This is a genomic window from Streptomyces sp. NPDC005263, from assembly GCF_042872365.1.
GTDB lineage: Bacteria > Actinomycetota > Actinomycetes > Streptomycetales > Streptomycetaceae > Streptomyces.
Genome location: NZ_JBIAKJ010000001.1, coordinates 678,110 through 703,521, shown reverse-complemented (window position 1 = coordinate 703,521; position 25,412 = coordinate 678,110). Strand labels below are relative to the sequence as shown.

The 25,412-nt window shown below is 71.0% G+C and carries 24 protein-coding genes; 10 read left to right on the top strand and 14 right to left on the bottom strand.

Annotation, left to right across the window (positions count from 1 at the left end; all coding sequences use genetic code 11):
• Positions 1-47 precede the first annotated feature (47 nt).
• Entirely contained in the window at positions 48-860 is an 813-nt protein-coding gene (locus ACFYRY_RS03250) for a phytanoyl-CoA dioxygenase family protein (RefSeq protein ID WP_389139435.1), read from the bottom strand.
• Between the two features lie 157 nt (positions 861-1,017).
• On the opposite strand from ACFYRY_RS03250, the gene ACFYRY_RS03245 reads away from it, so the two are divergent.
• A complete protein-coding gene (locus ACFYRY_RS03245) occupies positions 1,018-2,169 on the top strand; it encodes an acyl-CoA dehydrogenase family protein (RefSeq protein ID WP_389139434.1) in 1,152 nt (383 codons plus the stop codon).
• On the opposite strand, the gene ACFYRY_RS03240 is transcribed toward ACFYRY_RS03245, so the two are convergent.
• The 6 genes from ACFYRY_RS03240 to ACFYRY_RS03215 all read right to left on the bottom strand — a co-directional run bounded on the left by ACFYRY_RS03240 (position 2,163) and on the right by ACFYRY_RS03215 (position 9,110).
• Positions 2,163-2,684 (bottom strand): PaaI family thioesterase, encoded by a 522-nt coding sequence (locus tag ACFYRY_RS03240; RefSeq protein WP_389139432.1) that lies wholly within the window; start codon positions 2,682-2,684, stop codon positions 2,163-2,165. The two genes, ACFYRY_RS03245 and ACFYRY_RS03240, sit on opposite strands and share 7 nt — an antisense overlap.
• A gap of 31 nt (positions 2,685-2,715) precedes the next feature.
• Complete coding sequence (locus tag ACFYRY_RS03235) at positions 2,716-3,690, bottom strand: LLM class flavin-dependent oxidoreductase (protein ID WP_389139431.1); 975 nt, start codon at positions 3,688-3,690, stop codon at positions 2,716-2,718.
• A complete protein-coding gene (locus tag ACFYRY_RS03230) occupies positions 3,687-6,113 on the bottom strand; it encodes a GNAT family N-acetyltransferase (RefSeq protein WP_389139429.1) in 2,427 nt (808 codons plus the stop codon). The genes ACFYRY_RS03235 and ACFYRY_RS03230 overlap by 4 nt, the downstream gene beginning before the upstream one ends.
• 23 nt (positions 6,114-6,136) lie before the next feature.
• The gene (locus ACFYRY_RS03225) at positions 6,137-7,216 is read right to left on the bottom strand and encodes an amidohydrolase family protein (protein WP_389139427.1); all 1,080 of its coding nucleotides are present in this window, start codon (positions 7,214-7,216) and stop codon (positions 6,137-6,139) included.
• Between the two features lie 120 nt (positions 7,217-7,336).
• Positions 7,337-8,299 (bottom strand): electron transfer flavoprotein subunit alpha/FixB family protein, encoded by a 963-nt coding sequence (locus tag ACFYRY_RS03220; RefSeq protein ID WP_389139425.1) that lies wholly within the window; start codon positions 8,297-8,299, stop codon positions 7,337-7,339.
• A gap of 49 nt (positions 8,300-8,348) precedes the next feature.
• Complete coding sequence (locus ACFYRY_RS03215) at positions 8,349-9,110, bottom strand: electron transfer flavoprotein subunit beta/FixA family protein (protein ID WP_389139423.1); 762 nt, start codon at positions 9,108-9,110, stop codon at positions 8,349-8,351.
• 174 nt (positions 9,111-9,284) lie between these two features.
• Between ACFYRY_RS03215 and ACFYRY_RS03210 the strand changes: the two genes are divergently transcribed.
• Genes ACFYRY_RS03210 through ACFYRY_RS03180 form a run of 7 tightly spaced genes read left to right on the top strand, consistent with a single transcriptional unit; the run spans position 9,285 to position 16,250 of the window.
• Positions 9,285-10,610 carry a phenylacetate--CoA ligase family protein gene (locus ACFYRY_RS03210; RefSeq protein WP_389139421.1) on the top strand — a complete coding sequence of 442 codons (1,326 nt, stop codon included), beginning with the start codon at positions 9,285-9,287 and terminating at the stop codon, positions 10,608-10,610.
• Entirely contained in the window at positions 10,610-11,320 is a 711-nt protein-coding gene (locus tag ACFYRY_RS03205; RefSeq protein WP_389139420.1) for a hypothetical protein, read from the top strand. Before ACFYRY_RS03210 ends, ACFYRY_RS03205 begins: the two co-directional genes overlap by 1 nt.
• Before the next feature lie 23 nt (positions 11,321-11,343).
• A complete protein-coding gene (locus ACFYRY_RS03200; protein WP_389139419.1) occupies positions 11,344-12,270 on the top strand; it encodes an SDR family oxidoreductase in 927 nt (308 codons plus the stop codon).
• Positions 12,257-12,715 (top strand): Zn-ribbon domain-containing OB-fold protein, encoded by a 459-nt coding sequence (locus ACFYRY_RS03195; RefSeq protein ID WP_389139418.1) that lies wholly within the window; start codon positions 12,257-12,259, stop codon positions 12,713-12,715. Before ACFYRY_RS03200 ends, ACFYRY_RS03195 begins: the two co-directional genes overlap by 14 nt.
• Positions 12,712-13,860, top strand: coding sequence for a thiolase family protein (locus ACFYRY_RS03190; protein ID WP_389139416.1), 1,149 nt, complete (start codon positions 12,712-12,714; stop codon positions 13,858-13,860). The genes ACFYRY_RS03195 and ACFYRY_RS03190 overlap by 4 nt, the downstream gene beginning before the upstream one ends.
• Before the next feature lie 18 nt (positions 13,861-13,878).
• Positions 13,879-15,138 carry an acyl-CoA dehydrogenase family protein gene (locus ACFYRY_RS03185; RefSeq protein ID WP_389139414.1) on the top strand — a complete coding sequence of 420 codons (1,260 nt, stop codon included), beginning with the start codon at positions 13,879-13,881 and terminating at the stop codon, positions 15,136-15,138.
• A complete protein-coding gene (locus ACFYRY_RS03180) occupies positions 15,135-16,250 on the top strand; it encodes an acyl-CoA dehydrogenase family protein (protein ID WP_389139412.1) in 1,116 nt (371 codons plus the stop codon). Before ACFYRY_RS03185 ends, ACFYRY_RS03180 begins: the two co-directional genes overlap by 4 nt.
• 49 nt (positions 16,251-16,299) lie before the next feature.
• Here ACFYRY_RS03180 and ACFYRY_RS03175 read toward each other — a convergent pair whose 3' ends face one another.
• From ACFYRY_RS03175 to ACFYRY_RS03165, 3 genes are read right to left on the bottom strand one after another with little or no spacing between them, the layout of a single operon-like run.
• Positions 16,300-17,121, bottom strand: coding sequence for a carbohydrate ABC transporter permease (locus tag ACFYRY_RS03175; RefSeq protein ID WP_389139411.1), 822 nt, complete (start codon positions 17,119-17,121; stop codon positions 16,300-16,302).
• A complete protein-coding gene (locus tag ACFYRY_RS03170) occupies positions 17,118-18,065 on the bottom strand; it encodes a carbohydrate ABC transporter permease (protein WP_389139409.1) in 948 nt (315 codons plus the stop codon). Before ACFYRY_RS03170 ends, ACFYRY_RS03175 begins: the two co-directional genes overlap by 4 nt.
• Before the next feature lie 13 nt (positions 18,066-18,078).
• Positions 18,079-19,464, bottom strand: a complete 1,386-nt coding sequence (locus tag ACFYRY_RS03165; RefSeq protein WP_389139407.1) for an extracellular solute-binding protein — start codon at positions 19,462-19,464, stop codon at positions 18,079-18,081.
• 153 nt (positions 19,465-19,617) lie between these two features.
• Here ACFYRY_RS03165 and ACFYRY_RS03160 point away from each other — a divergent pair, with 153 nt between their 5' ends.
• Positions 19,618-20,208, top strand: a complete 591-nt coding sequence (locus ACFYRY_RS03160; protein ID WP_389139405.1) for a DeoR/GlpR family DNA-binding transcription regulator — start codon at positions 19,618-19,620, stop codon at positions 20,206-20,208.
• Between the two features lie 150 nt (positions 20,209-20,358).
• Complete coding sequence (locus tag ACFYRY_RS03155) at positions 20,359-21,468, top strand: glycoside hydrolase family 76 protein (RefSeq protein ID WP_389139403.1); 1,110 nt, start codon at positions 20,359-20,361, stop codon at positions 21,466-21,468.
• Between the two features lie 75 nt (positions 21,469-21,543).
• Here ACFYRY_RS03155 and ACFYRY_RS03150 read toward each other — a convergent pair whose 3' ends face one another.
• From ACFYRY_RS03150 to ACFYRY_RS03135, 4 genes are all read right to left on the bottom strand, one after another.
• Positions 21,544-22,701 (bottom strand): acyl-CoA dehydrogenase family protein, encoded by a 1,158-nt coding sequence (locus ACFYRY_RS03150; protein WP_389139401.1) that lies wholly within the window; start codon positions 22,699-22,701, stop codon positions 21,544-21,546.
• A gap of 74 nt (positions 22,702-22,775) precedes the next feature.
• Positions 22,776-23,294: a DoxX family protein gene (locus tag ACFYRY_RS03145; RefSeq protein WP_389139399.1), complete on the bottom strand. Its 519-nt coding sequence runs from the start codon at positions 23,292-23,294 to the stop codon at positions 22,776-22,778.
• Positions 23,291-24,202, bottom strand: coding sequence for an SDR family NAD(P)-dependent oxidoreductase (locus ACFYRY_RS03140; RefSeq protein ID WP_389139398.1), 912 nt, complete (start codon positions 24,200-24,202; stop codon positions 23,291-23,293). The genes ACFYRY_RS03145 and ACFYRY_RS03140 overlap by 4 nt, the downstream gene beginning before the upstream one ends.
• A gap of 23 nt (positions 24,203-24,225) precedes the next feature.
• Positions 24,226-25,380, bottom strand: coding sequence for a CaiB/BaiF CoA transferase family protein (locus tag ACFYRY_RS03135; RefSeq protein ID WP_389139396.1), 1,155 nt, complete (start codon positions 25,378-25,380; stop codon positions 24,226-24,228).
• Between the last annotated feature and the right edge of the window lie 32 nt (positions 25,381-25,412).

Below are 25,412 nucleotides of genomic sequence, written 5' to 3'. Positions count from 1 at the left end.
CTCTTCCCTGTTCGTGGCCACCGTGCCGGGGATGCCGTGAAGTCCGTCTACCCGGCGCTGCGGTCGGTGCCGTCCCCGTCCACACCGGGGGCGTCCTGTCCCAGACCCCGGCGGATCGCGATCTCCACGGGTGAGTACGCGCCGTCGGCCCGCTCCAGTTCGTACGGCGTGGCAGGCATCAGCGGCGGCTGGGCCATGAGGCGCGGCCGCACTCCATGGTGCGGTTGCGCCGCGTGCACCAGGAACGGATGGCACAGGAAGACGTCGCCCGGTGACCCGGTGGCGAGGGCGAGTGGCCGGTGGTCGGACGCCGCCACCAGATCGGGCGCGAGGGTCAGTCCGCTCGCCCCGTCCTCCCCGTACTTCTCCAGCACCTTCGGCACGTCGAGGTGTGAGCCGACCCGGATCCGGGTCGGGGCGTCGTCCGCACCGACCTCGCTGAACAGGAACAGCATCAACAGCGCCCGGCCCTGGGACCGCAGATTCGTGAAGTACCAGCTCTCGCCGTCGGGCAGATAGCTGCCCTCGACGTGCCAGCCCGCGTCGTCCGGTTCCTCCTCGTGCGGGAAGCGCAGCGGGAACGTGCCCAGCGAGTAACGCGGCTCCCACCGTCCCGCGCCGACGAACAGGTCGTACGCGTGATGCAGCGACGGGGAGTTGGGTGCGGCGGCGAACGGCCCTTGCGCCATGCCGGCCACCCAGTGCACGGGCCGCGTCCACGTCGACGGGTCGTCCGGGGCGCAGCCCGTCTCCCGCCACAGCAGCCGCGCGCAGTCCGCGGCCACCCGCGGCGCGACGGCGCCCTCCAGCTTCACGAAGCCGTCGCGGAGGAAACGGGATACCAAGGTCGTGTCATCCATGCCCCCAGCGTGCGACGACACCCGTCCCGAGCACCCGACATCCGCCGCACCGCCTTTGTCGGGTTCACCGAGCCTCTTCCCCCTTCCGCTCTCCCACCTATCCGCTAACATAGAATAATTAGCTAGATGAATATCCTAGTGGTGTCGAGGAGTGGCCGTGGACTTCGGGCTGACCGACGAGCAGGACCTGTTGCGCGCGACGGCACGGGAGTTCGTCGCCGACGTGTGCCCGGCCGAGAAGGCCAAGCAGTGGGACGAGGAGGGCGTCGTACCGCCCGAGCTGTTCCGGGGCATGGCCGACCTGGGGTGGTTCTCGCTGCCGTTCAGCGAGGACGAGGGCGGGGACGGCGGGGGACCGCTGGAGCTGATCCTGATCGCCGAGGAACTCGGGCGGGCCAGCTTCGACGTCGCCATGTGCTACATCGGCGTACTCATCCCCGGGATCACGGTGTTCCGCTGGGGCAGCGAGGCGCAGCGCGACTTCATCCGCGAGCAGGTGATGACGGGGCGCCACCGGCTGGCCGTCGGCCTGAGCGAACCGGACAGCGGGTCGGACGCCGCCGCCCTGCGCACCACGGCCGAGGACCACGGGGACCACTTCCTCGTCCGCGGGCAGAAGGCGTGGTGCACCGGCGGCGGTCTGCCGGACACGACCATCGCGACCTACGTACGCACCGGCCCCCGCGAGCCCAAGCACGGCGGCATCAGTCTGCTGCTCGTCGACCCGGCGACGGAGGGCGTCGACGTACGCCGGACGCCCACGCTCGCCCGGCACATCCTGGGTACCAACGAGGTCTTCTTCCATGACGCCCTGGTGGCCAAGGAGAACCTCGTCGGCCCGCGCGACGAGGGCTGGAAAGTCATGCTCTCCAACATCGAACTGGAGAAGGTGATCATCACCGGCGGCTATCTGGGCGCCGCCCAGGCCACCCTCGACGAGATGCTGGAGTACGCCCGCACCCGGCACGCCTTCGGCCGGCCGATCGGCAACTTCCAGGCACTGGCCCACGCCATGGCCGATCTGCAGACCGAGATCGACTCCGCCCGGCTGCTCGCGTACCGCGCGGCCTGGCTGCTCGCCCAGGGCAGACCGTGCACACGGGAAGGGTCGATGGCGAAACTGAAGGGCTCGGAGACCTATGTGGCGGCCGCCCGGCTCGGGATGCAGGTCTGCGCGGGCCACGGCTTCTCCACGGAGAGCGTGATGAGTTTCCGCTACCGGGAGTCGATCGTCGCCACGATCTCCGGAGGGACCAGCCAGATCCAGCGCAACGGCATCGCCCGCAGCATGGGGCTCAGGTCCTACTGAGCCTCGCCGCCCGTGTCCTGCTGGGCCAGCCACTCCTGGTGCCGGTCGAAATGGCCCCGGTCCCGGGTCACCCAGATCCCGGAGGCCCGGGCCAGCACGGCCCGGGTCGGCAGCAGCACCATCTCGCCCGCGATGTACCAGCGCCTGCCCTCCCGCTTCTCCACCCACGCCCGGACCTCCAGCGGCCGTCCCACCGGCACCGGCTTCACGAAACTCACGCTCAGTTCCGCCGTGACGCTCAACACCCGGTGCAGCAGCGGCAGATGGCCCAGACAGTCGTCGAGGACGGCCGCGGTCCAGCCCCCGTGCGCGACATCGGGCCCGCCCTCCTGCTCACGCGGGCAGGACAGCTCGAACCGTGCCGCCCCGTCCTCGTCGAGCCGCTCGTGCTCCACTCCCAGCCGACAGGAGCCGGCGGCGCGGCACGCCCCGCACAGGGCCACCCCACCAGGGGTGCGCGGCGGCTCCTGGAAGTCCGACCCCGCCCAGGGCCCCGTAGGTGTCGTCGCGGACATGGTGTGACTCCTCTTGTCAGACATCGGCTTGTCAGACGTCGGCCAGCAGCGGGCGCAGTTTCCCGGCGATGAGCTGGACCTGGCGGGCCACCATCTCGTCGGGCATCCCGGCCAGCGAGGCCCACAGGAACACGCCCTCCACGGGCAACCCTGCCACGTACGCCCTGATGGCATCGGCGGTGTCCTGCGGTGTGCCGTACAGGAACTGGCCCACGCCGCTCGCGCGCAGCCCCGTCTCCCGCCACTTCTCGGGGTCGATGGGGCGGGGAGCGGGCTGGTCGGTCCCCTCCACCATGGATCGGCGGTAGCTGTCCCACTGGTACGCCAGGTGCTCGCGCACCACCGGCCAGTCGCCGTCGGGGTCCTCGGTCACGAACGTGGTGAACGAGCCCTGCATCCGGGCCGCCGACAGGTCGTACCCGCTCTCGGCGAGTCCCTCCCGGTACGGCGTCAGCAGGGCCGGGTTGAGCGACAGCAGTCCCGTGCCGAGCCGGCCGGCCCGCCGGGCGCCCTGGGGGCCCTGGTAGCCGAGCCAGATCGGCAGCGGATCCTGGACCGGGCCGGGTGTGACCAGGGAATCGGCCCACAGGCCGCGGATCTCCCGGACCCGTTGGTCGGTCGTGGTGTAGCGCTTGGCGAGGTCGGCACCGTACAGCCGGTACTCGGGCACCCGGTAGCCGGTGCCGAGCCCCAGGTCCAGGCGGCCGTCGCTGATGATGTCCACGATCGCGGCCTGTTCGGCGATCTCGGGGGCCGCGTGCAGCGGTGCCGGGATGACGGCGGTGCCCAGGCGCACCCGGCGGGTACGGGCGGCGGCCGCGGCCGCCATGGTGAGCGGCTGCGGGAGGTACCCGTCCTCGAAGCCGTGGTGTTCGGAGAACCAGACCGAGTCGATGCCGAGCCGGTCCGCCTCCTCGCACATCTCCAGGGCGAATCCGTACACGCGCGACCAACTCCGCTGCCACGGCGGCGGGTTGCGCAGGTCGAAGTAGATGCCCACCTTCACGGGGGTCCTCCTGTCGGGTTGTCCGCGAGTCGGATCGTCGCGTGCGTGACGGCCACTCCGTCCCCGGGCCGCAGCAGCCGTACCGGGCGCAGTTCCAGCGCCTCGATCTCGGGGAGGTCCTCGACCATCGCCGAGATCCGCAGGACGGTGTCCTCGAGGGCCGCCAGATCCACCCCCGGGCCGCCCACCCGGCCGTCCAGCAGCGGGGCGGCCCGCAACGAGCGGACCATCTCCCGGGCGTCGCGGTCGCTGAGCGGGGTGACGCGGTGGGCGACGTCCGCCATCAGGTCGGCGTAGTCCCCGGTGAGACCGAAGGAGACCACCGGGCCGAAGACCGGATCGGCGCCGACGGTGAGGAACGCGTCCGGGCCCGGGCCCGGACGCACGTCCGTCACGCCGATGCCGTACGCGGCCAGCAACTCGGCGGCGACCGCCGCGGGGACCGGGCCGGGGGCACACGCCGCGACGAGCGACCGGGCGCGCCCGGTGTCGACATCCGGGAGGTCCGGTACGACGCCCGCCGGAGTGCCGCGCCAGGCCTGGTAGGCCGCCGCGTGTCCGAGCGAGGCGGCCGCCGCCTCCGGGAACGCGTACGTCGGGACCACCAGGTCGCCCCGGTGCAGGAGATCGGCGACGCCCGCGCCGCCCAGGAAACTGGCCACCACCGTCTTGTCGGGCCGGGCCGCGGCCGCGTCCAGGATCGCCGACGCCACCTCGTCGGGCTTGTCCGCCAGCGGCGGCATGAACAGCACGACCGCCGCGTCGACGCCGTCGTCGGCCAGGACCGCGTCCAGTGCCTGCCGGTAGTGCGCGGCGGTGGCCTTCGGCGTCAGGTCGACCGGGTTGGCGACGTCGCAGTGGGGTCCGAGCGCCGCCCGGAGCCGTCTCTGGGTGCGGTCACCGAGTGCGGGCACGCACAGACCGCTCGCCGCGCACGCCCCGACGGTCAGCGCCGCCGGCCCGCCCGCGTTGGTGATCACGGCGACCCGGTCCCCGGGCGGGGGAGGCTGGTGGGCGAGCAGCAGGGCGACGTCGAACAGTTCCTGGAGGCTGCGGGTGCGGATCACCCCGGACTGGGCGAACAGCGAGCTCACCGCCGAGTCCGCGGGGCCCGGATGGACCGCGACGATCGGCTTGCGCGGTGCGATACGGCGGGCGACGCGGGCGAACCGGCGCGGATTGCCGAAGGTCTCGACGTGCAGCAGGATCACCGAGGTCGCCGGGTCCTCCTCCCACCACTGGAGGAGATCGTTGGTGGACACGTCCACGGCGTGCCCCACCGACACGAACCCCGAGAAGCCGAGCCGCAGCCGCCGGGCGAAGTCGAGCACCGCGAGCCCCAGCGGCCCGGACTGGCTGGACATCGCCACCCGGCCGGGCGTCGGCAGGGCGGGCGAGAAGGTCGCGGCCAGCCGCGCCGCGGGCGTCGTGTTGACCACGCCCATGCAGTTCGGGCCGACCAGCCGCATCCCGGAGGCACGGGCGAAACGGGCCAGCTCGAGCTCCGTCGCCCGCCCCTCGGCTCCTTGCTCCCCGAAGCCCGTCGAGACGACGACCACCGCCTTGACCCCGGCGTCCGCGCACTCCCGCACGACATCGGGCACGGCCTCGGCCCGTACGGCGACCAGCGCCAGGTCCGGCGCCTCGGGCAGGTCACGGACCCGGGGATACGCGCGCGCCCCGGCGATCCGCTCGGCGCGCGGGTTGACCGGGAACACACTGCCTTCGAAGCCGCCCCGCAGCAGGTTGGCCACGATCTCGTGGCCGATCGTCAGCGGGTCGCGGTTGGCGCCGATCACCGCCACCGACCGGGGTTCGAGCAGCGGCCGCAGGGAACGCCGCACGGCCGTGTGTTCGCGACGCTCGGCCCGGGCGACGGCCAGGGTCTGCGGGTCGATGGCGATCTCGAAGTGGATGATCTGCCCGGGCGGCCCGGCCTCGACGCGGTAGCCGGAGCCGAGGAACACGTTGATCATCCGGGTGTTGTCGGCGAGCACGTCGGCTTCCAGTACCCGGATGCCCCGGGCGCGGGCGGCGGCGGCGATGTGCTCCAGGAGGAGCCTGCCGAACCCCTCGCTCTGGTGGTCGTCCCGGATGGTGAAGGTGACCTCGGCGTGCTCGGGTTCCTCGGGGTCGCGGACGTAGCGGACCAGTCCGGCGATCTCGTCGCCGGCCAGGGCGACGAGCGCCAGCTCGTTGAGGTAGTCGACGTGCGCGCCGCGCCGGATGACGTCGTCGCGGGCGCGGACCACCGGCCCCAGCGAGCGGTAGGCCAGGGTGGCCCGGGACAGGCTGCCGACGAAGGCGACCAGACGGTCGGCGTCCTCGGGCCGGACGGGCCTGAGGAAGGTGGACCGTCCGGTCCTGACCAGCCCGGGCCGTTCCAGGTCGTCGGGATACGCGGGGGAGGGGGGAGTGGTCACCGGTGTTCCGTCGCCGACGCCGGTCAGACGGCCGCCTCCTGGGGAGTCTGCTCCGGCAGCCGGAAGAGCTCGTTGAAGGTGCCCCGGGTGACCCGCTCGCGGATGTCCTCGGACACGCCGTCGAACAGGTCGTGCAGGGTGGACTGGGTGTGGCCGTACGTGCCCTCCAGGTGGGGGTAGTCGTCGCCCCACATCACGTTGCGGTAGCCCGTCGACTCGACGATCTCCACCGAGCTCTTGTCGTGCTGGAAGGACGCGTACACCTGCTGCCTGATGATCTCGCTGGGCAGCCGGCTCAGCTTCGGCCGCACGAACATGCCGTGCTGGCGGTAGGCCTCGTCCATCCGGTCGCCGATGGCCGGCACCCAGCCCGCGCCGCCCTCCGCGATGAGGATCCTCAGGTCGGGATGGCGGTCCAGCGCGCCGCCCGCGACCATGTGGGACACCACTCGCATGCCCGGATAGGTGGTCTCCATGTAGTTGACGACCGCGCCGCCGGGTCCGCGGAAGACGACGTTCTCACCGCCGGTGCCGATGTGGAAGGCGAGCACCAGGCCCGCCCGTTCGACCGCGGTCCACAGCGGCTCCCAGCGGTCGAGGGCGTATTCCTCGCCCGGCCGGGTCGCGCACGGCAGGAAAACTGCCTGGAAGCCCAGTTCCGCCACCCGCTCTACCTCGGCGACCGCGTCGTCGATGTCGGCCGTCGAGAGGCAGGCGGTCGTGATGACGCGCTTGTTCTTGCGGAGGATCTCGTCGTACGCCCAGTCGTTCCAGGCCCGTACGGTCTCCCGGGCCAGCTCCCGGTCGGTGATCGAGACGAGCCAGAAACCCATGGAGGGGAAGGCCAGTTGGCCCCACACGCCCTCCTGGTCGAGGTCCTTGAGCCGGACGTTCAGGTCCCAGGCGCCCGGCGGACGCATGGCGTCCATGAAGTCGCCGAGCTGACGGTCGATGCGTTCACCGTCGATGTAGAGCATCTCGTACTTCTCGCCGCGCTCACTGCGCGGCGCCCGCGCCCCGAGCCGTGCGGACAGCCGCTCGGTCCACACGTCGGCGGGTTCCATCACATGGGAGTCCCCGGAGTTGACCCAGATCTTCGTCATGACGCCCCTTCGGGTCAATGGATGCAATCAGTTAGCGATTTTAGTTGTATGAACGGTCGAATGGAAGGCCGGAGGGATGAGAGATCAGCTCCGGGCCGGAAGCGGCCGAAGGGTGCCGGATCAGCTCCGGCGCCGCTCGATCTCGTCCGCCAGGCGCGGCAGCACCTCGAAGAGGTCCCCGACGACGCCGTGATCGGCGAGCTCGAAGATCGGGGCGTCCGGGTCCTTGTTGACGGCGACGATGGTCTTGGACGTCTGCATGCCCGCCCGGTGCTGGATCGCGCCGGAGATACCCGCGGCCAGGTAGAGCTGCGGGGAGACCTGGGTGCCGGTCTGGCCGACCTGGTGACTGTGCGGATACCAGCCGGCGTCCACGGCGGCCCGGGAGGCCCCGACGGCCGCGCCCAGGAGGTCGGCGATCCGCTCGATGACGGCGAAGTTCTCGGCCCCGCCCACCCCCCGTCCGCCGGAGACCACGATGTCGGCCTCGGTCAGCTCGGGACGGTCCCCCCGCTCGCGCGGGGTGCGGGACAGCACCCGCACGGCGGTGGCCGCCGGGCCGAACGTGATGTCCTGCTTCTCGACGGCGGGGGTGACCGGGGCGGGCTCGGGCGCGACGGCGTTCGGCTTGACCGTGATGACCGGCGCGCCCTGGGTGACGTGTGCGGTGACCTGGTACGTGGCCGCGAACGCCGACTGCTCGGTGACCGGGCCGTCCGGCCCGGCGAGGACGTCCACCGCGTCGGTGATGAGGCCGGACCCCAGTCGCAGGGCGACCCGGGCGGCGATCTCCTTGCCCTCCGGCCCGGACGGCAGCAGGATCGCCGCCGGTCCGGTGCGTTCGGCGATCTGGGTGAGGGCGTCGACGGCCGGGGTGACGAGGTACTCGTCGACCTCGGGGGCGTCCACGACATGGACCCGGTGTGCACCGTACCGGCCGAGGGCCTCGGTTGCGGCGTCCGCGCCCGGCCCCAGGAAGACGGCCGAGGGTTCGCCCAACCGGCGTGCCAGGGTGAGCAGTTCGAGGGTCGGCTTGCGTACTGCGCCGTCCGTGTGGTCGACCAGGACGAGGATCTCGGCCACGGTGATGCACTCCTCTCGCTTGGGTCTCGCTGGGCCGTGCGGCCAGGGGTCAGATGAACTTCTTGGTGGTGAGGAACGCGGCCAGCCCGGCGCCGCCGGTGCCGTCGTCGGCGACGATCTCTCCCTTGGTGCGCGCCGGGCGCCTGGTCGCGGCGTCCACGGCCGACCGGGCGCCGGCCGGGCCGACCTCGGTGGCGTCGATGCCGAGATCGGCGAGGTCGAGGGTCTCCAGCGGCTTCTTCTTCGCGGCCATGATCCCCTTGAAGGAGGGGTAGCGGGCGTCCCCGGAGCGGTCCGTCACCGAGACGACGGCGGGCAGGGCGCCCTGGATCCGTACGGTCGCGCCGTCGCCCTCGCGGCGGCCGGTCACCGTGCGGTCCTCGATCGCCAGGTCCTCCAGGTGGGTGACGGCCGGGACACCGAGCCGTTCGGCCAGCATCGCCGGTACGACACCCATGGTGCCGTCCGTCGAGGCCATCCCGCACAGGACGAGGTCGAAGCCGTGCCGCTCGATCGCCCTGGCCAGGACGAGAGACGTGCCGAAGGCGTCGCTGCCCTCGATGTCCTCGTCGTTCACATGGATCGCCGAGTCGCCACCCATGGCCAGCGCCTTGCGCAGCGCGTCCCGGGCGTCGTCGGGGCCGATCGTGAGGTAACTGATCTCGGCCTCGACACCCGACTCGGCGATCCTGAGGGCCTGCTCGACCGCGTACTCGTCGAGTTCGGACAGCAGCGAGTCGACCGAGTCCCGGTCGGTGGTGCCGTCCTCGGTGAAGGTGCGGTCCGCAGTGGCGTCGGGCACATGTTTCACGCAGACAACGATCTTCACAGCGCACGCTCCTGAACACTCCCGAAGGTCTAATGAGTGCTAATAGTTAACTATATCTGTCGGTGGAGTGCGAGCCTGGACCTCTAATCCGTCGAATTGGTTGACTGATTGCGCTGATAGCTGGAAGATCTGGGCACTGAGCCGCGAGGAGGCGCCATGGTGGGTGACAGGCACACCGGTGACAGGTACTTCGAGCCACAGGTGGAGACCATGCCCCGCGAGCGACTGCGGGCGCTCCAGGAGGAACGCGTCCTGGAGCTGGTGGAGTACGCCTACGCCAACTCCACCTTCTACCGGGAACTCTGGGACGAGCAGGGCGTGCACCCGCGCGACATCCGTTCCCTGGAGGACTTCCGCGCCCGGATCCCCTTCATCACCAAGGACATGATCCGCTCCTGCCGGGCCCGCACCGGCGACCCGTTCGGCGGTCTGCTCTGCGTCCCGGTCGACGAGCTGACCTCGGTCTCCTCCAGTTCCGGCACCACCGGCGACCCGGAGTTCTTCGCCGAGATCTGGCAGGACGCGCCGCCCCTGGTGACCGCGCAGGTGCGTGATCTGTGGGAGCTGGGGCTCAGGCCGGGGGACCGGGTGCTCAGCCCGCCCGGCACCTTCCGCAACCTCATGGACCCCGGCTTCCAGGCGCTCGGCGCGGTGGTCGTCGAGGTGGACACCTGGATGGGGAACATGGCCGAGGTCGTCGAGGCCCTGCGCACCTACCGCCCTGCCTACCTGCAGATGATGTATCCGCAGATGGTGGAGCTGGAACACCTGGCCGAGAAGGTGGACCTGAGGGAGGCCTTCTCCTCACTCAAGGGCGCCTCCTGCGCCGGTCAGCCCCTCAGCCGGAAGATGCGCGAGCGGATCCGCGACGACTGGGGCATCGACGTCTACGAGTACACCAGCGCCGCCGACACCGGCACCGCCTGGGAGTGCCGCGAGCACGACGGCTTCCACCTCTGGGAGGACACCGTGTTCGCCGAGTGCGTCGACGTCGACGAGGACGGCGGCTGGCGCGACGTGCCCGACAGCGACCTCGGTGAACTGGTCGCCACCGACCTGGACAACCGGGCCGCGCCGCTGATCCGCTACCGCAGCGAGGACCTGGTCCGGCTGTCGGGGGACCGCTGCGGCTGCGGCCGTACCCACGCCCGGATGTGGGTGGCCGGGCGGCGCGGCGACGAGACACTGGTCCACGGCCGTTCGGTGGTCCTGCGGGACATCTGGCAGGCCGTGGAGGACCAGCCCGAGACGGTGGCCGGGGTCTTCCAGATCGTCCGGGACGGCCGCGAGGTCGACGAACTGCGGCTGCGGGTCGGCTACGACCCCCATCTCACCGACGACGTCGACGCCCTGGCCGGGCGGCTCGGCGAGGCCGTGCGCGAGCGGACCGGCGTGAAACCGGTGCTCGACATGCGCACCGAGGAGGACCTGTTGAAGACCATGACCAGCGTCGCGAAGTTCCCCCGGGTGGTGAAGAGCTGATGGCCCGCGCCGACACCCTCGCCCGGGCCCGGAACCTCGACCGGCCCGAACTCGCCTACCTGGTGCGCTTCCCCACCGCCGACGGCACTAAGGACATGGAACTGACCTGGGCGGAACTCGCCCGCGACACCGACTGGGCCACCGCACGGCTGCGGGAGCACGGCCTCGGCGCCGGGCAGCGGGCGCTGCTGACCACCTCCGGGTTCGAGGGCTTCTGGTGTCACGCGGTGATCGGCGCCCTGCGGGCGCTGAAGGTGACGTACGGCATCGCCGAGGCGATGGGCTGGGACCACCGCCGCACCTCGGTCTTCCACCGCGAACTCACCCCGCACGCCGTCATCGGCCTGTCGGCGCAGACCCTGGAGGGACTCGCCGGCACGACCGACGTCGGCGAGATGTTCCGCTCGACGCCGGTCGTGCTGGCCCGGCCCGCGGCCGTCCCGCCGCTGCGCGCGGTGGGTGTGTCCGCCGGCGTGTTCTCGGCCCTGGGACCGGCCCTCGCGCTGGAGTGCCCCGAGCGCTGCGGCGCGCACGTCAACGCCGCCGAATGGCGGGTCGGCGAACGGGACGGACAGCTGACCGTCGCGGCGGGCGAAGGACGCGCCTCGCTGCTGACCGAGACACCTCTCGGTATCGCGGGCCAGGTCACCACCGGCCGGTGCGCCTGCGGCAGCGAGGACCCACGGGTCCTGCTCGCCGAGGCCAACTGATCGTCATCACAGAGGAGTTGAGGATGTCCGAAGCAGTCGTCGACGGCCGCGTCGCGGTCGTCACGGGCGCCGGCAACGGGATCGGCCGGGCCCACGCCCTGGCGTTCGCCGCGCACGGGGCGAAAGTCGTGGTCAACGACCTCGGCGGCACGCGCGACGGGGCGGGCGCCTCGGCCGGGCCCGCCCAGGCCGTGGTGGACGAGATCGTCGCGGCCGGCGGCGAGGCCGTCGCCAACACGGACGACATCTCCACCTGGGACGGCGCCGGCCGGCTCGTCCGGCAGGCCGTGGACACCTACGGCGGCCTGGACGTCCTGGTCAACAACGCGGGCATCCTGCGTGACCGGATGATCGTGTCGATGACCGAACAGGACTGGGACAGCGTCCTCGCCGTCCACCTCAAGGGCGGCTTCGCCACCCTGCATCACGCGGCCGCGTACTGGCGCGAGCGCGCCAAGTCCGGGCACGACAACGACGCCCGGGTGATCAACACGACCTCCCCGTCCGGCATCTTCGGCAACCCCGGCCAGTCCAACTACGGCTCCGCCAAGGCAGGCATCGCGAGCCTCACCCTCATCGCCGCCGCCGAACTGGCCCGCTACGGGGTGACGGTGAACGCCATCGCGCCCACCGCGCTCACCCGGCTGACCGAGGACATCGAGATGATGAAGCGGGCGGCCGAGGCCCAGGACCTCACCCCCGAGGCCATCTCGCCGCTCGTGGTGTGGCTGGGCTCCGCCGCCTCGCGCGAGGTCACCGGCCGGGTCTTCGGGGTCATGGGCAACCGGATCACCGTCCTGGAGGGCTGGGTCAACGGACCCGGCGCGAGCGCGGATTCCCGGTGGACACCGGAGGAACTGTCCTCGGTCGTCCCGAACCTGGTGGCCAAGGCGGCGCCGAACGCCGACGCCCTCGGCAACCGGAACGGAGTCCGAGATGACCAGCACTGAGGTGACGGCCGCCCAAAAACCCGTCGCGCAAGGCCTGTTCACCTGGCCGCCATCCACGTCCGAGCCCCTCCGGCTGATCGGCTCGGAGTGCGCGGACTGCCATCTGGTGAGCTTCCCCGCCGCCCCGGTCTGCGTGCGATGCGCGAGCGGACAGTCGGAGGAACGGCTGCTCGCCGATCGCGGGACGCTGTGGACGTACACGACCCAGGACTTCCGCCCGCCGTCCCCGCCGTACGACGGTCCCGAGGCCTTCGAGCCCTACGCGGTCGGCTACATCGAACTCCCCGGTGAACTGCTGGTCGAGGCCCGGCTCACCGAACCCGACCCGGACAAGCTGCACATCGGACAGCCCATGCGGCTGACGCTCGTGCCCTACACCACGCAGGACGACGGCACCGAGGTCATGACGTTCGCGTTCGCCCCGGCCGAGGAGGAGACATCGTGACCGAGGCCGTCATCATCGGGGTGGGACTCCACCCGTTCGGCCGCTTCCCCGGCAAACCCGCGCTGGACATGGGCGCGGACGCGGTCCGGCTGGCCCTCGCGGACGCCGGAGTGACCTGGCCCCAGGTCCAGGGCGGCTACATCGGCAGCTACGAGGTCGCCAACCCGGACGCCGTCGTCGGCCGTCTCGGCCTGACCGGGATCCCGCTGCGCGGCGTGTTCAACGGCTGCGCCACCGCCGGTACGGCCCTCGCGCTGGCCGCCCGCGCCATCGAGACCGGCGAGCACGACCTGACCGTCGCGATCGGCATGGACAAACACCCGCGGGGCGCGTTCGCCGCCGATCCGTCCGTGGCCGGCATCCCGTCCTGGTACGGACAGACCGGGCTGTTCCTCACCACCCACTTCTTCGGCATGAAGATCAACCGCTATATGCACGACCACGGCATCTCCCACCAGACCCTCGCCCGCGTGGCGTCGAAGAACTTCCGCAACGCGGCCGGCAACGAGAAGGCCTGGCGCCGCACCCCCCTCACGCCGGAGGAAGTACTGGCCTCCCCGGTCCTCAACTACCCGCTGCGCCAGTTCATGTACTGCGGCCCGAACGAAGGCGCCGCCGCCCTCGTCCTGTGCCGTGCCGACCAGGCCCACAAGTACACCGGGAAGCCCGTACGGGTCCGCTCCACCGCCCTGCGCAGCCGCAGGCTCGGAGCCTTCGAGGTGCAGAGCCCGTCGTTCCCCGTCGGGGAGCCCGTCGAGAGCCCGACGGTGGAGGCGTCGCGGGAGGCGTACGAGCGGGCGGGCATCGGCCCGGAAGACGTCGACGTCGCCCAGCTCCAGGACACCGACGCCGGGTCGGAGGTCATCCACATGGCCGAGAACGGACTGTGCAAGGACGGCGAACAGGAGCGCCTGATCGCCGAGGGCGCCACCGAGATCGGCGGCCCGCTCCCGGTCAACACCGACGGCGGCCTGCTCGGCAACGGCGAACCCATCGGCGCGTCCGGTCTCCGGCAGATCCACGAGATCGTCCTCCAACTGCGCGGCACGGCCGGGACCCGGCAGATCCCCGGCACACCCCGCGTCGGCTACACCCACCTGTACGGCGCGCCCGGCGCGTCGGCGGTGACGATCCTGTCGACCTGAGACCCCAGGGAACCCGCCATGGACCCGCTCCACGAACCGCCCGACCCGCAGGACTTCGCCGCCGAGGCGCGCCGCTTCCTCGACGCGCACGCGGCGAAGGCCCCCGACCGCACCGCCTTCACCTGGGGCGAGGGCGACGACTCGATGGCGTACTTCAGCAGCCTCCCGCCCGAGGAGGAACGCGAGCACGTCCAGCGGGCGCGCGCCTGGCAGCGGATCCGCCACGAGAACGGCTTCGGCTGGATCACCGGCCCGCCCGAGTACGGCGGCCGGGGCCTGAGCCCCGTCCACGACCTGGTCTACGACGCCGTCGAGTCCGACTACGACGTCGCCGACACCGGCGTGCTCAGCGTGATCGGCCTGGGCATGATCGGCCCGACCCTCCTGGCCCACGCCCAGCAGCACATCAAGGACCGCTGGTTGCCCGCCCTGTACCGCGGTGACGCCATCGCCTGCCAGCTGTTCAGCGAGCCCGGCGCCGGATCCGACCTGGCGAGCGTGGCGACCCGGGCCGTCCGCGAGGGCGAGGACTGGGTGCTGAACGGGCAGAAGGTGTGGACCTCGGTCGCCCAGCACAGCCAGATCGGCGTCGCCCTGACCCGCACGAACCCCGACGCACCCAAGCACCGGGGCATCACGGCCTTCCTGGTCCCCATGGATGCCCCGGGTGTCGACGTCAGACCGCTGCGTCAGATGACCGGCGGCGCCGACTTCAACGAGGTCTTCCTCACCGACGTCCGCATCCCCGACGACCACCGGCTCGGCGAGGTCGACGGCGGCTGGAGCGTCGCCCTGACCACCCTGATGAACGAGCGGGCCACGGTCGGCAGCGAGGGCGCGGGCCCGGTCGCCGCCGCCCTGTCCCCGGACCGCCTCTCGGCCCTGATGCGCGCCACCTGGACCTGGGACGACCGCGCCCTGCGGGCCCGCCTCGCCGAACTCCTGGTGGACGCCATGGCCACCGAGCACCTCAACACCCGCGCCCTGCGCACCCTGCGCGGCGGGGGCACACCGGGCCCCGAGATGTCGGTCTCCAAGCTGATGTACGGCCACAACCTCACCCGGGCCGCGCACTTCGTGTCCGACGTGCTCGGCCCCCGGATCATCGCCGACACCGGCCGGTGGGGAACATACGCCTGGTCCGAACTGCTCCTGGCCACCCCGGCGTTGCGCATTCTCGGCGGCACCGAGGAGATCATGAAGAACATCCTCGCGGAACGGGTCCTCGGCCTGCCCAAGGAACCGGTGGCCGCCGCTGCCAAGGAGGTGCGTCCATGACCGCGGACGACAGCGAACTGCGGGAACTGCGTTCCTCGGTACGGGAGTTCCTGGCCGCCAAGTCACCCGAGGAGGCCGTGCGCAAGCTCATGGAGAGCGAACCGCGCTACGACCCCGCCGTCTGGACCCAGGCGGCCGACCAGCTGCGACTGCCGGGCCTGGTGATCCCGGAGGAGTACGGCGGCGACGGCTTCGGCCAGGTCGAACTCGGGGTCGTACTGGAGGAGATGGGCCGCGCCCTGCTGTGCGCGCCGTTCTTCGCCACCGTCGTGCTGGCCGCCCAGGCGCTGCTGGCCTCCGGCGACCGGGAGGCGTGCGCGCGCCACCTGCCCGGTATCGCGGCCGGCCGGACCACGGCCACCCTCGCCGTCGCCGAGGACGACGGCTCCTGGGACCCGGCTCTGATCTCCGCGCGCGCCGTACCGGACGGGGACGGCAACTGGACACTGAGCGGCCGCAAGAGCTTCGTCATCGACGGTACGACGGCCGATCTGCTGCTCGTGGTGGCCCGCACCGTCGCCGGCCCCTCGCTCTTCGCCGTCGAGCGGGAGACGACGGGGCTCACGGCCACCTCGATGGAGACCCTCGACGCCACCCGGGCGATGGCCCGGCTGACCCTCGACGCCGTGCCCGCGACGCTGATCGGAGCGGACGGGGCAGGCGGGCGCGTCATGGGGAGGGTTCTGGACATCACCGCCATCGGTCTGGCCGCCGAACAGGCGGGCGGGGCACGCAGATGCCTGGAGATGAGCGCGGACCACGCCCGTACCCGGCAGCAGTTCGGCCGGCCCATCGGCTCCTTCCAGGCCATCAAGCACAAGTGCGCGGACATGCTCGTCCAGGTGGAACTGGCGGAGGCGGCGAGCCGGGAGGCCGCGCTGCTCGCCGCCGAGGGCTCGGCCCAGTTCCCGGTCGCCGCGGCGGTGGCACACGCCTGCTGCTCCAAGGCGTACATGTTCGCGGCCATGGAGAACATCCAGGTGCACGGCGGTATCGGCTTCACCTGGGAGCACCCCGCCCACCTGTACTTCCGGCGGGCGAAGTCCTCGCAACTCCTCCTCGGCGGCCCGGCGGTGTACCACGAGCGGCTGTTGGACCGGCTCGGTATCTGACGTCCCCCGGGCGGTTCGGCCCGCGCCGGTCATCGGTCTGAGGCTGTGCTCACCCCTTCACCGCGCCGGACAGCATTCCGGAGATGAAGTGCCGCTGCAGGAAGACGTACAGGACGACGACCGGCAGGGCGACGATGACGGAGGCCGCGGCCAGCAGGGAGTACTGCGTGGTGTGCGCGCTCTGGAAGAACGCCAGGCCCAGGGGTGCGGTGCGCTTCGCCTCGTCGGTGATCATGACGAGCGGCAGCAGGAACTCGTTCCAGGTCCACATGAACACGAGCATCGCCATGGTGAGCAGCGCCGGCCGGCTGATGGGCACGAGGATCTGCCACAGCACCCGCCAGTCCGACGCCCCGTCGAGCCGCGCCGCCTCGATGACGGCGGACGGTACGGAACGGAAGAAGTTGCGCATCCAGAACACGCCGAAGGCCAGCGACTGGGCGGTCTGCGGGAGGATCAGCGACCAGTACGAGTCGGTGAGACCGATGTCGCGCAGGTTGAAGTAGAGAGGGATGACGAACGCCTCGGGCGGGACCATGAGCCCGACCAGGGTGACGTAGAAGAGCAGCGAGCGGCCGGGGTAGTCGAAGCGCGCGAAGGAGTACCCGGCGAGGATCGCCAGTACGCCCGTGATCAGGACGACGCTCACCGCGACCAGCAGGCTGGAGCGCAGATACGTGGCGAAGTGCCCCTGCGCCCACGCCGTGGAGAAGTTGCTCCAGTCCAGGTGGTCCGGCCAGGTGAAGGCCGGGGAGGACTGAGCGCGCGGCGTCAGCGAGGAGGCCACCACCCCGACCAGCGGGACGAGGGCCAGCGCGGCGAAGACCGTGAGGACGGCGTAGTTCAGTGCGCGTTCACGCCGGGAGATCATGATCCGTCATCCTCGGGTTGGAGCTTGGTGATCAGGAAGGTGAGGAGCAGGATCACCCCGGTCAGAACCACGGCGATCGCGCAGGCCGAACCGACCTGGCCGGTGTTGAAGGCCCGGTTGTAGACCTCGAAGGCCGGCAGGCTGGTGGCGTTGCCCGGTCCGCCGTGGGTGGCGATGTACACCAGGTCGAAGGTGCGCAGCGCCGCGATGACGGTGAGGGTGAGCGCCACCGTGATCTGGCCGCGCAGCCCCGGCAGGGTGACCGCGAAGAACTCCCGGACAGCTCCGGCACCGTCGACCTTGGCCGCCTCGTACAGCTCGCGGGGGATCTGGCCGATGCCGGCGATGAACAGCACCAGACACAGGCCGATCTCCAGCCAGGTGCCGATGAGTCCGACGGCGGGCAGCGCGGTACCGAAGTCGCCGAGCCAGGACCGGTCGACGCTCCCCAGACCGACGGCGTCCAGCGCCTGGTTGAGCACCCCGTCGGGCGCGTAGACGGCCGTCCAGGCGGTGGCGGTGACGACCATGGCGACGACCTGGGGCAGGAAGATCACCGCCCGGAAGACGGACACCCCGCGCAGCCTGGCGGCGCGGGTGGTGACCGCGGCGAGGACCAGGGCGAGCGCGATCGGGACGAGAGCGAAGAAGAAGATGAGTACGAAGGAGTGACCGAAGGAGGCCCGTAGCTGCGGATCGCGGGCGATCTCGGTGTAGTTGGCCAGTCCCGCCCAGGTGGAGGCGGACAGGCCGTCCCAGTGGTAGAGGGAGATCCGCACGAGCTGACCGAGGGGGACGAGCAGGAAGACCGCGAGGACGGTCAGGGCGGGGAGGGCGTAGAGGTAGCCCTTCCACTGGACGCGGTCACGGCGCCCGGCCGCGCGCCTGTGGGAGGCGTCGGCCGGGCGCTTGCGCGTGGTCGGGCGGGGTGCGGTGGCAGCCATCGGTCGTGTGGTCCTACTGGCTCTGCTGGAAGGAGGAGTAGTCGCTCTGCAGCGTCTCGCCGAACTTCTGGGGCGTCAGCTGTCCCGCCGTCAACTCCTGTAGGGCGGCGGTGAGCGTGTCGTAGAAGGTGGGGGTGGTGTAGTCGAGGTACGGCAGCAGGCCGTCCTTCTGACTGACGGCCTTCCACTGGTCGAGGACGTCGGCTTGGACGGTGCCGGCGGCGGGCTTGTAGTCGGAGGGCGGGAGGGCGGGGAGGTTGCCGTTGTCGGCGGAGGCCCGCATGCCGTTCTGGTCGACGAGGAAGTTGATGTAGGCGGCGGCCACGTCGGGGTGCTCGGACTTGGAGGTGACCGCCCAGGCGAGGCCCTCGCCGCCCTGGGTGAGCGGGGGCGCTCCGGCGCTCGGACTGAGCGCGGTGAAGCCGGCGTTCCTGCCCATCTTGGGGGCGAGGGTGGCGGCCTGCCAGGTGCCGTCCACCAGGAACAGGGACTTGCCCTGGGCGAAGGCCGCTGCCGCCTGGTCGCCGCTCTGACCGTTGAAGCCAGAGCTCAGGTAGCCCTTGGTGGCCCAGTCGCGCAGGGTCTGACCTGCCTTGACGGTCCCCGCGTCGGTCCACTTCGCGCCGCCGGCGTTGAAGACGAGCTTGCGGACCTCGTCCTTGCCGGCGGTGGCGGCCTGCACGACGCCGAAGATGTGGATGCCGGGGCTCTTGTCGGAGTCGCCGTAGGAGATGGGCAGCAGGCCGGAGGCCTTGGCCTTGGCGAGCGCGGTCTCGAACTGGGCGAGGGTGGTGGGCGCGGTGAGGCCGAGGGACTTCAGCTTGGCCCTGTTGTAGAAGACACCGACGATCTCGCCGGTCTGGGAGACGCCGTAGAGGCTGCCGGTCTTCCAGGTCTTTCCGTCGGGGGAGAACTTGTTGAGGTCGAGCAGTTGGGACGGGTAGGCGGTGTTCCAGCCGTAGGCCTTGGCGTAGCGGTCGACGGGCTGGAGGAGCCCGGCCTTCACGAAGGCGCCCATGTCGGGATAGCCCTGGTTGGCCTGGACGACGTCCGGGGGGCTGTCCGAGGACAGCGCGAGTTTCAGCGTCGTCTTGAGGTCGGAGAAGGAGCGGGAGACGCGCTTGATGGTGACGTTCGGGTACTTCTTCATGAACGCCTTGTTGAGCGCCGCGGTGGAGGCGTTGGTGCCCGTGTCGGTGTTCTGGTCCCACTCGGTGAGAGTGACCTTGCCTGCCGTGGCGGGGTCGGTGGAGACCGGGCTCGCATCGCTCTTCGCGGTGCTTTTGGCTGAGCCGCCGCTGGGCCCGGGAGCGCAGGCAGCCGCTGTGGCAAGACAGGCGACGGCGAGCACGGCGGTGGCGAGGTGGCGGGGCCGCGCGGGGCGCGTTCTGTCGCTCATGGGCTGTTCTCCTGGTGCTGGCGGGTCGGCCGGAGGAGTTCCAGTGCTCAACTGTGCGCACTTTTGCAGTCAAGTGACAAGGTTGGGTCAGTAAAATGATTGTTTCCGATCGTGAAATGACTGAACTTGCTCATCCAGTGCTACTTTCGCTGCGTGATATCGAGCAAACGGCACGCGAAGATCAAAGAGGCGCTCCGGGCGACAGGAGTCGCCTCCGTCCGTGAACTGGCCGATCGGCTACAGGTCAGTCAGTCGACGATCCGCAGGGATCTGACGCTGCTGGACCGCGACGGCGAGCTCCTGCGCACCTACGGCGGCGCCGCCCTGCCGCTGCGCGGGGCGGCGGAGAACGCGGCCGACGAGGAGCCGTTCGACGTGTCGGCCTCGCACGACCGGGTGATGCTCGGCGGCGTCCTGCGCCGCAACTACCAGTCCCTGGTGGGCTCGCTCACCGAGCGGGCACTGAGTCAGGTCAGCGCCGACCTGCTGTTCCTGAGCTGCACGGGCGTACGCGCCGGCGGCCATGTGGTGGACGACATGGCCGTGGAGGAACCCATCAAGCACGCGATGATCGAGGCCGCGGACCGGTTGGTCCTTCTCGCCTCGGAGGCCAAGTTCCCCGGCACCGGGTCCCTGCGTCTGTGCTCGCTGTCCGACATCGACGTCCTGGTCACCACGGGCGGCGCCGACCCCCGGACGCTCCAACTCTGCCGTCAGGCGGGCGGACAGGTGTTAGTCGCCTGAGCTGGGCCGGCACGCCGTCACTGCGCCCGCCCAGAGCCCTTCTCCCAGGTCTCGCCACCTGATCCACGCATCGGCACCCACGCATCGGCACCCCGGCACCACCTCTGGCAAGGAGTATGCGCAATGCCCGAACGGATCCGAAGACTCCGCATGACCACAGGCAGCGCCGCCTGCGCTGCGATCCTCTGCCTGGTGGGCGCCGCGGTGCCCGCCCAGGCCGTGGCCGGCCCCACCCCCGGTGGCGCGGCAACCAGCCGCGCCAAGGCGACGGCGGCCGTGGACGCGATGATGGGCTTCTACGACCAGAACACCGGGCGCTGGGACCCGGACTCTCCGTGGTGGCAGTCGGGAAACGCCCTCCAGGCGCTGCTCGACTACATGGTGAAGACCGGCTCGCGTTCGTACCTGCCTGAGGTCAGGAACACCATCGCGCTCCAGCGCCGGCCTCTGGACTGGTGGCCCCAGGGCGGTGGCGAATTCCGGGCGGACTCCACGGACGACACCGGGTGGTGGGCACTGGCCATGGTGCGCATGTACGACCTCACCCGCGACACGCAGTACCTGGACATCGCGCGGACGGACGAGGCCTACATGCGCCAGAACGGGGACGACACCTGTGGCGGCGGAATCTGGTGGGACCTGCCCGGAAAGACGTACAAGAACGCGATCAGCAACGAGCTGTACTTCAAGCTCGTCGCATCCCTGCACAACCGGATTCCGCGGGACACCGTGTATCTGGACCGCGCTCGCCAGTCGTGGAAGTGGTTCCGCGACAGTGGCATGATCAACGGCGACCACCTCGTCAACGACGGTCTGAACACGCAGAGCGGTGGCTGTGCCAACAACGGCGGTACCACCTGGACGTACAACCAGGGCGTGGTCCTGGGCGGTCTCGCCGAGCTGTACCGGGGCACCCACGATCGTCAACTGCTCACCGAGGGCCGGAAGATCACCGACGCGGTGATCGCCAGTCCGGTGCTGTCCCCGAACGGGATCCTGACGGAGACCTGCGAGCCGGTAGGTGGCTGCAACGCCGACCAGTCCTCGTTCAAGGGTGTCTTCGCGCGCAACCTCGCCGAGCTGGACGCGCTGCTTCCCGGCCGCCCCTACCGGGCCTACCTCGACGCGCAGGCCCGCTCTGCCTACGCGCACGACCGCAACAGCGCCGATCAGTACGGGCTGAGCTGGGCAGGGCCCTTCGACAGCGCCGCCATCGGCCGTCAGGAGTCCGCCGTGTCGCTGCTCACCGCGGTCCTGTGACCACGACCTGCACGACGGGACACGCCTTTGCACGTCCTGCGTTCGGCATGGCTCGAACGCAGGGCGTCCCGTTCCTCAGGCCCGCGCCGCCTCACCCAGCAGCGCTTTCGCGATGATGACCTGCTGGACCTGGCTGGTGCCCTCGTAGATGCGGAACAGCCGGGCGTCACGGTAGAAGCGCTCGACGGCGACCCCGCGCATGTATCCCGCACCACCGTGGATCTGTACCGCCCGGTCCGCGACCCGCCACACCATCTCGCTCGCGAAGTACTTGGTGCAGGACGGACCGATCTTCGTGTCCTCGCCCGAGTCGAAGCGCCGGGCCGCCTCCAGGACCGTGGCGCGTCCCGCGTAGTAGTCGGTCATAGAGTCGGCGATCAGGCCCTGGACCAGCTGGAAGGAGCCGATGAGCTTCCCCGACTGCTTGCGGGTGCTCGCGTACGCCACGGACTCGTCGACCAGTCGCTCGGCCATGCCGACCATCAACGCCGAGATGTGCACCCGCCCGTGCGCGATGCAGCCCATCGCGGTGGAGAAGCCACGGTTCAGGCCGTCCGCGCCGCCGACGAGTGCCTCGGCGGGCACGCGTACGTCGTCGAAGTACACATCCGCCGTCCAGGCGCCGAACTGGCCCATCTTGTGGTCCCGGGGAGCCACGGTGAGGCCCGGGGTGCCGGCCGGGACCAGGAAGGTGGAGATGCCGCGGGTGCGCGGGGCGTCGGGGTCGGTGCGGGCGAAGACCATGAAGACGTCGGCCAGGGGGGCGTTGGTGATGTAGCGCTTGGCGCCGTTGATCACCCACTCCTCGCCGTCGAGGTGGGCCCGTGTGGTCAGCGTCGACGGGTCCGAACCGGCTTCGGGCTCGGTGAGCGCGAACGACGCCAGGACGTCACCCGAGGCGATCCTCGGCAGCCACTGAGCCTTCTGCTCCTCGGTTCCGCCGACCATCAGGACGTGCCCGGCGATGCCGTTGTTGGTCCCGAACATGGAACGCAGGGACGGAGTCGTGTACCCGAGCTCGAACATCAGCTGGGCTTCCTCGTACGCCGACAGACCCAGCCCGCCGTACTCCTCGGGCAGCGCGAAGCCGAACAGTCCCATCTTCTTCGCCGCCTCGCGGATGTCCGCGGGCATCTCGTCCTTCTCGTCGATCTCCGCCTCGACCGGCACGACGCGTTCGCGGACGAAGCGCCGGACCTCTGACAGCACCGCGCTGAAGTCAGCCGCGTCCATGTCGACTCCTTGATATATAGCCCTGATTGAACTCAGTGATCTGTACTCAGTGATCTGTACTTGGTGATCCGTGCTCAGTGATCTGTCGGGGTCTCGTCCGGCTTCGGCTCCGGCCGGTAGCACAGTGCCAGCAGCGCCGCCGCGCTCGCCGTGCCGAGGCCGGCGGCGAGCACCGCGGGTCCGGCGCCCGCGCGTCGGCGGCGCAGCAGCCCGTCGAGCGAGTACCGGCCGTTGCCGAGCGCCGCCAGCGCGACGGCCGCGCCGCCCACCACACCGACGTACTCCCAGCCGCCCTTGAAGACGAAGAAGCCCTTGCCGCGGTGGTCGGTCCGCGCGGCCACGGTCATGAGGCCGACGGCCGCCGCCGCGGGGAGGGGATTGGCGGCACCCAGGGTGATGCCCACCCCCGCCGCCATCTCGGTCCCGGCGGCCATCCGGGCGTGCACCTCGGCCGGCTTGAGGCCGAGCGACTCGAACCAACCCGTCGTCCCTTCCAGTCCGCCCGGCCCGGCGACCTTGTTCCACCCGTGGGCGAAGAGCATTGGACCGAGGGTCGCGCGCAGGACGAGAGCCGCCGCGTCGTGGCCCTTCACTGGCCGACTCCGGTGGCCCGGCCCGCCGGGGCGACACCGTACAACCGCGGTACGGCTTCGACGAGTTCGTCGTACGTGAGGGCCTGCCCTGACTCGCTGGGGTGGACGCCGGCGACCGTCCAGCCCTGGAGCCGGTTCAGCCGGTTGCCCTCGATGCGCAGGACCTGGCCGGTGAGCCAGGCCGCGCTGTCGGAGGCCAGGTAGACGACGACTCCGGAGGCGTTGGCGGGGTCGCGCGGGTCGAAGCCGTCGACGGCCTGGAGGGAGGCGCCGACGGCCAGTCCGTCCGTCATCCGGGTCGCCGCGATGGGTGAGACGGCGTTCGCGGTGACGCCGTACTTGCGCATCTCCAGGGCGGTGAGGACGGTGAGCCCGGCTATCCCGGCCTTCGCGGCCCCGTAGTTGGACTGGCCCTGGTTGCCGAACAGGCCGGTCCCGGAGGTCGTGTTGATCACGCGGCCGGCGACCCGCTCGCCCCGCTTCGACGCCTCGCGCCAGTACGCGCACGCGTGCCGGGTGAGCGCGAAGGTGCCCTTCAGATGTACCGCGATCACGGCGTCGAACTCGGCCTCGGTCATCGAGAACAACATGCGGTCACGCACGATGCCCGCGTTGTTCACGACGATGTCGAGGCGGCCGAACTCCGCGACGGTGTCCGCGACCATGGTCTCGGTCGCCGCCCAGTCGGTCACCGAGGAGTGGTTGGCGATCGCCCGGCCGCCGAGCTTGGTGATCTCGGCGACCACCTCGTCGGCGGGGGAGTCACCGGTCTGCTCGCCGTGTATGCCCGAGCCGAGGTCGTTCACCACCACGGTCGCGCCGGCCTCGGCGAGCGCCAGACAGTGTGCCCGGCCCAGCCCTCTGCCACCGCCGGTGACGATGGCGACCTTGTCGTCGAGGATGCCCACGCCGTACCTCCAGATGTATGAGTTCAGTTGAGTTCGCGGAGCACGTCGTCGGTGTGCTCGCCGAGCGTCGGCGCGCCGCTCCGCGGCTTCTCGTCGACGCCCCAGAAGGCGACGGGTGTGGCCACCGTCCGCAGCGGCGGCGCGTCCCCCATGCCGGGCTGTTCGACGAACGCCCCGACCGCCTCCGCCTGCGGATCGGCCGCCACCTCCGCCAGGGTCTGCACGGGCGCCCACCACACGCCCTCGGCGTCGAAGCGCTCGGCCCACTCGTCCAGCGGACGCTTCGCGAACTCCGCGTCGAACGCGGCGATCAGCTCCCGTACGTGGCCGCGGCGGGCCTTGCCGGTCGCGAACCGTTCGTCGGTCGCCAGGTCCTCGCGGCCGAGCGCCTTGACCACGCCGGGCCAGTGCCGGTTGCCCTCCAGGCCGACCAGCCAGAACCAGCGGTCGTCGGCCGCCCGGTAGGAGTTGTAGAGCGGGGACTCGTGCTCGGTACGGTGGCGGGTACGGCCGCGCTTGCCGAAGAAGTTCTGCAGCGCGAGGTCGTTGCCGTTGGCGTACGTGCCGGAACGGAGCAGCGACACGTCGACCACGCCGCCCTCGCCGGTGCGTTCGCGTCGCAGCAGCGCGGCCAGTACCCCGGCGACCAGGTTGGCCGCGGCCGTACGGTCGCCGAGGCCGGGCCGGATGCCGGGTGGTGGCTCCCCGGCCGGGTTGAGCATGGCGGCGATGCCGGGCCGGGCCCAGAAGGCGGAGACGTCGTACCCGGCGCGGTCGCGCTCGGCGCCCGTCCAGCCGTAGCCCGTCAACGTGCCGACGACCAGGCGGGGATGGCGGGCCCGCAGCTCGTCCGGTGCGAGGCCCAGCCGCTCCAGGGCGCCGGGGCGGAGGTTGGTGACGAACACGTCGGCGCGTTCCAGCAGCCGCTCCAGTACGTCCTTGCCGTCCGGCGAGCGCAGGTCGAGGACGATCCCGCGCTTGCCGCGGTTGTCGGTCTCGAACGGGGGCGCGCTGTCGATGTCCTGCCCGACGTGCTTGAGCGTGTACCGGTTGGGGTCGCCGGTCGGCGCCTCCACCTTCACCACGTCCGCGCCCCAGTCGGCGAGCATGGTGGCCGCGGCCGGTGCCGCCACCCACATGCCCAGCTCGACGACGGCGATGCCCTCAAGTGGCCGCACGGCACACCTCCAGATCTGTCGGGGACGGTTCG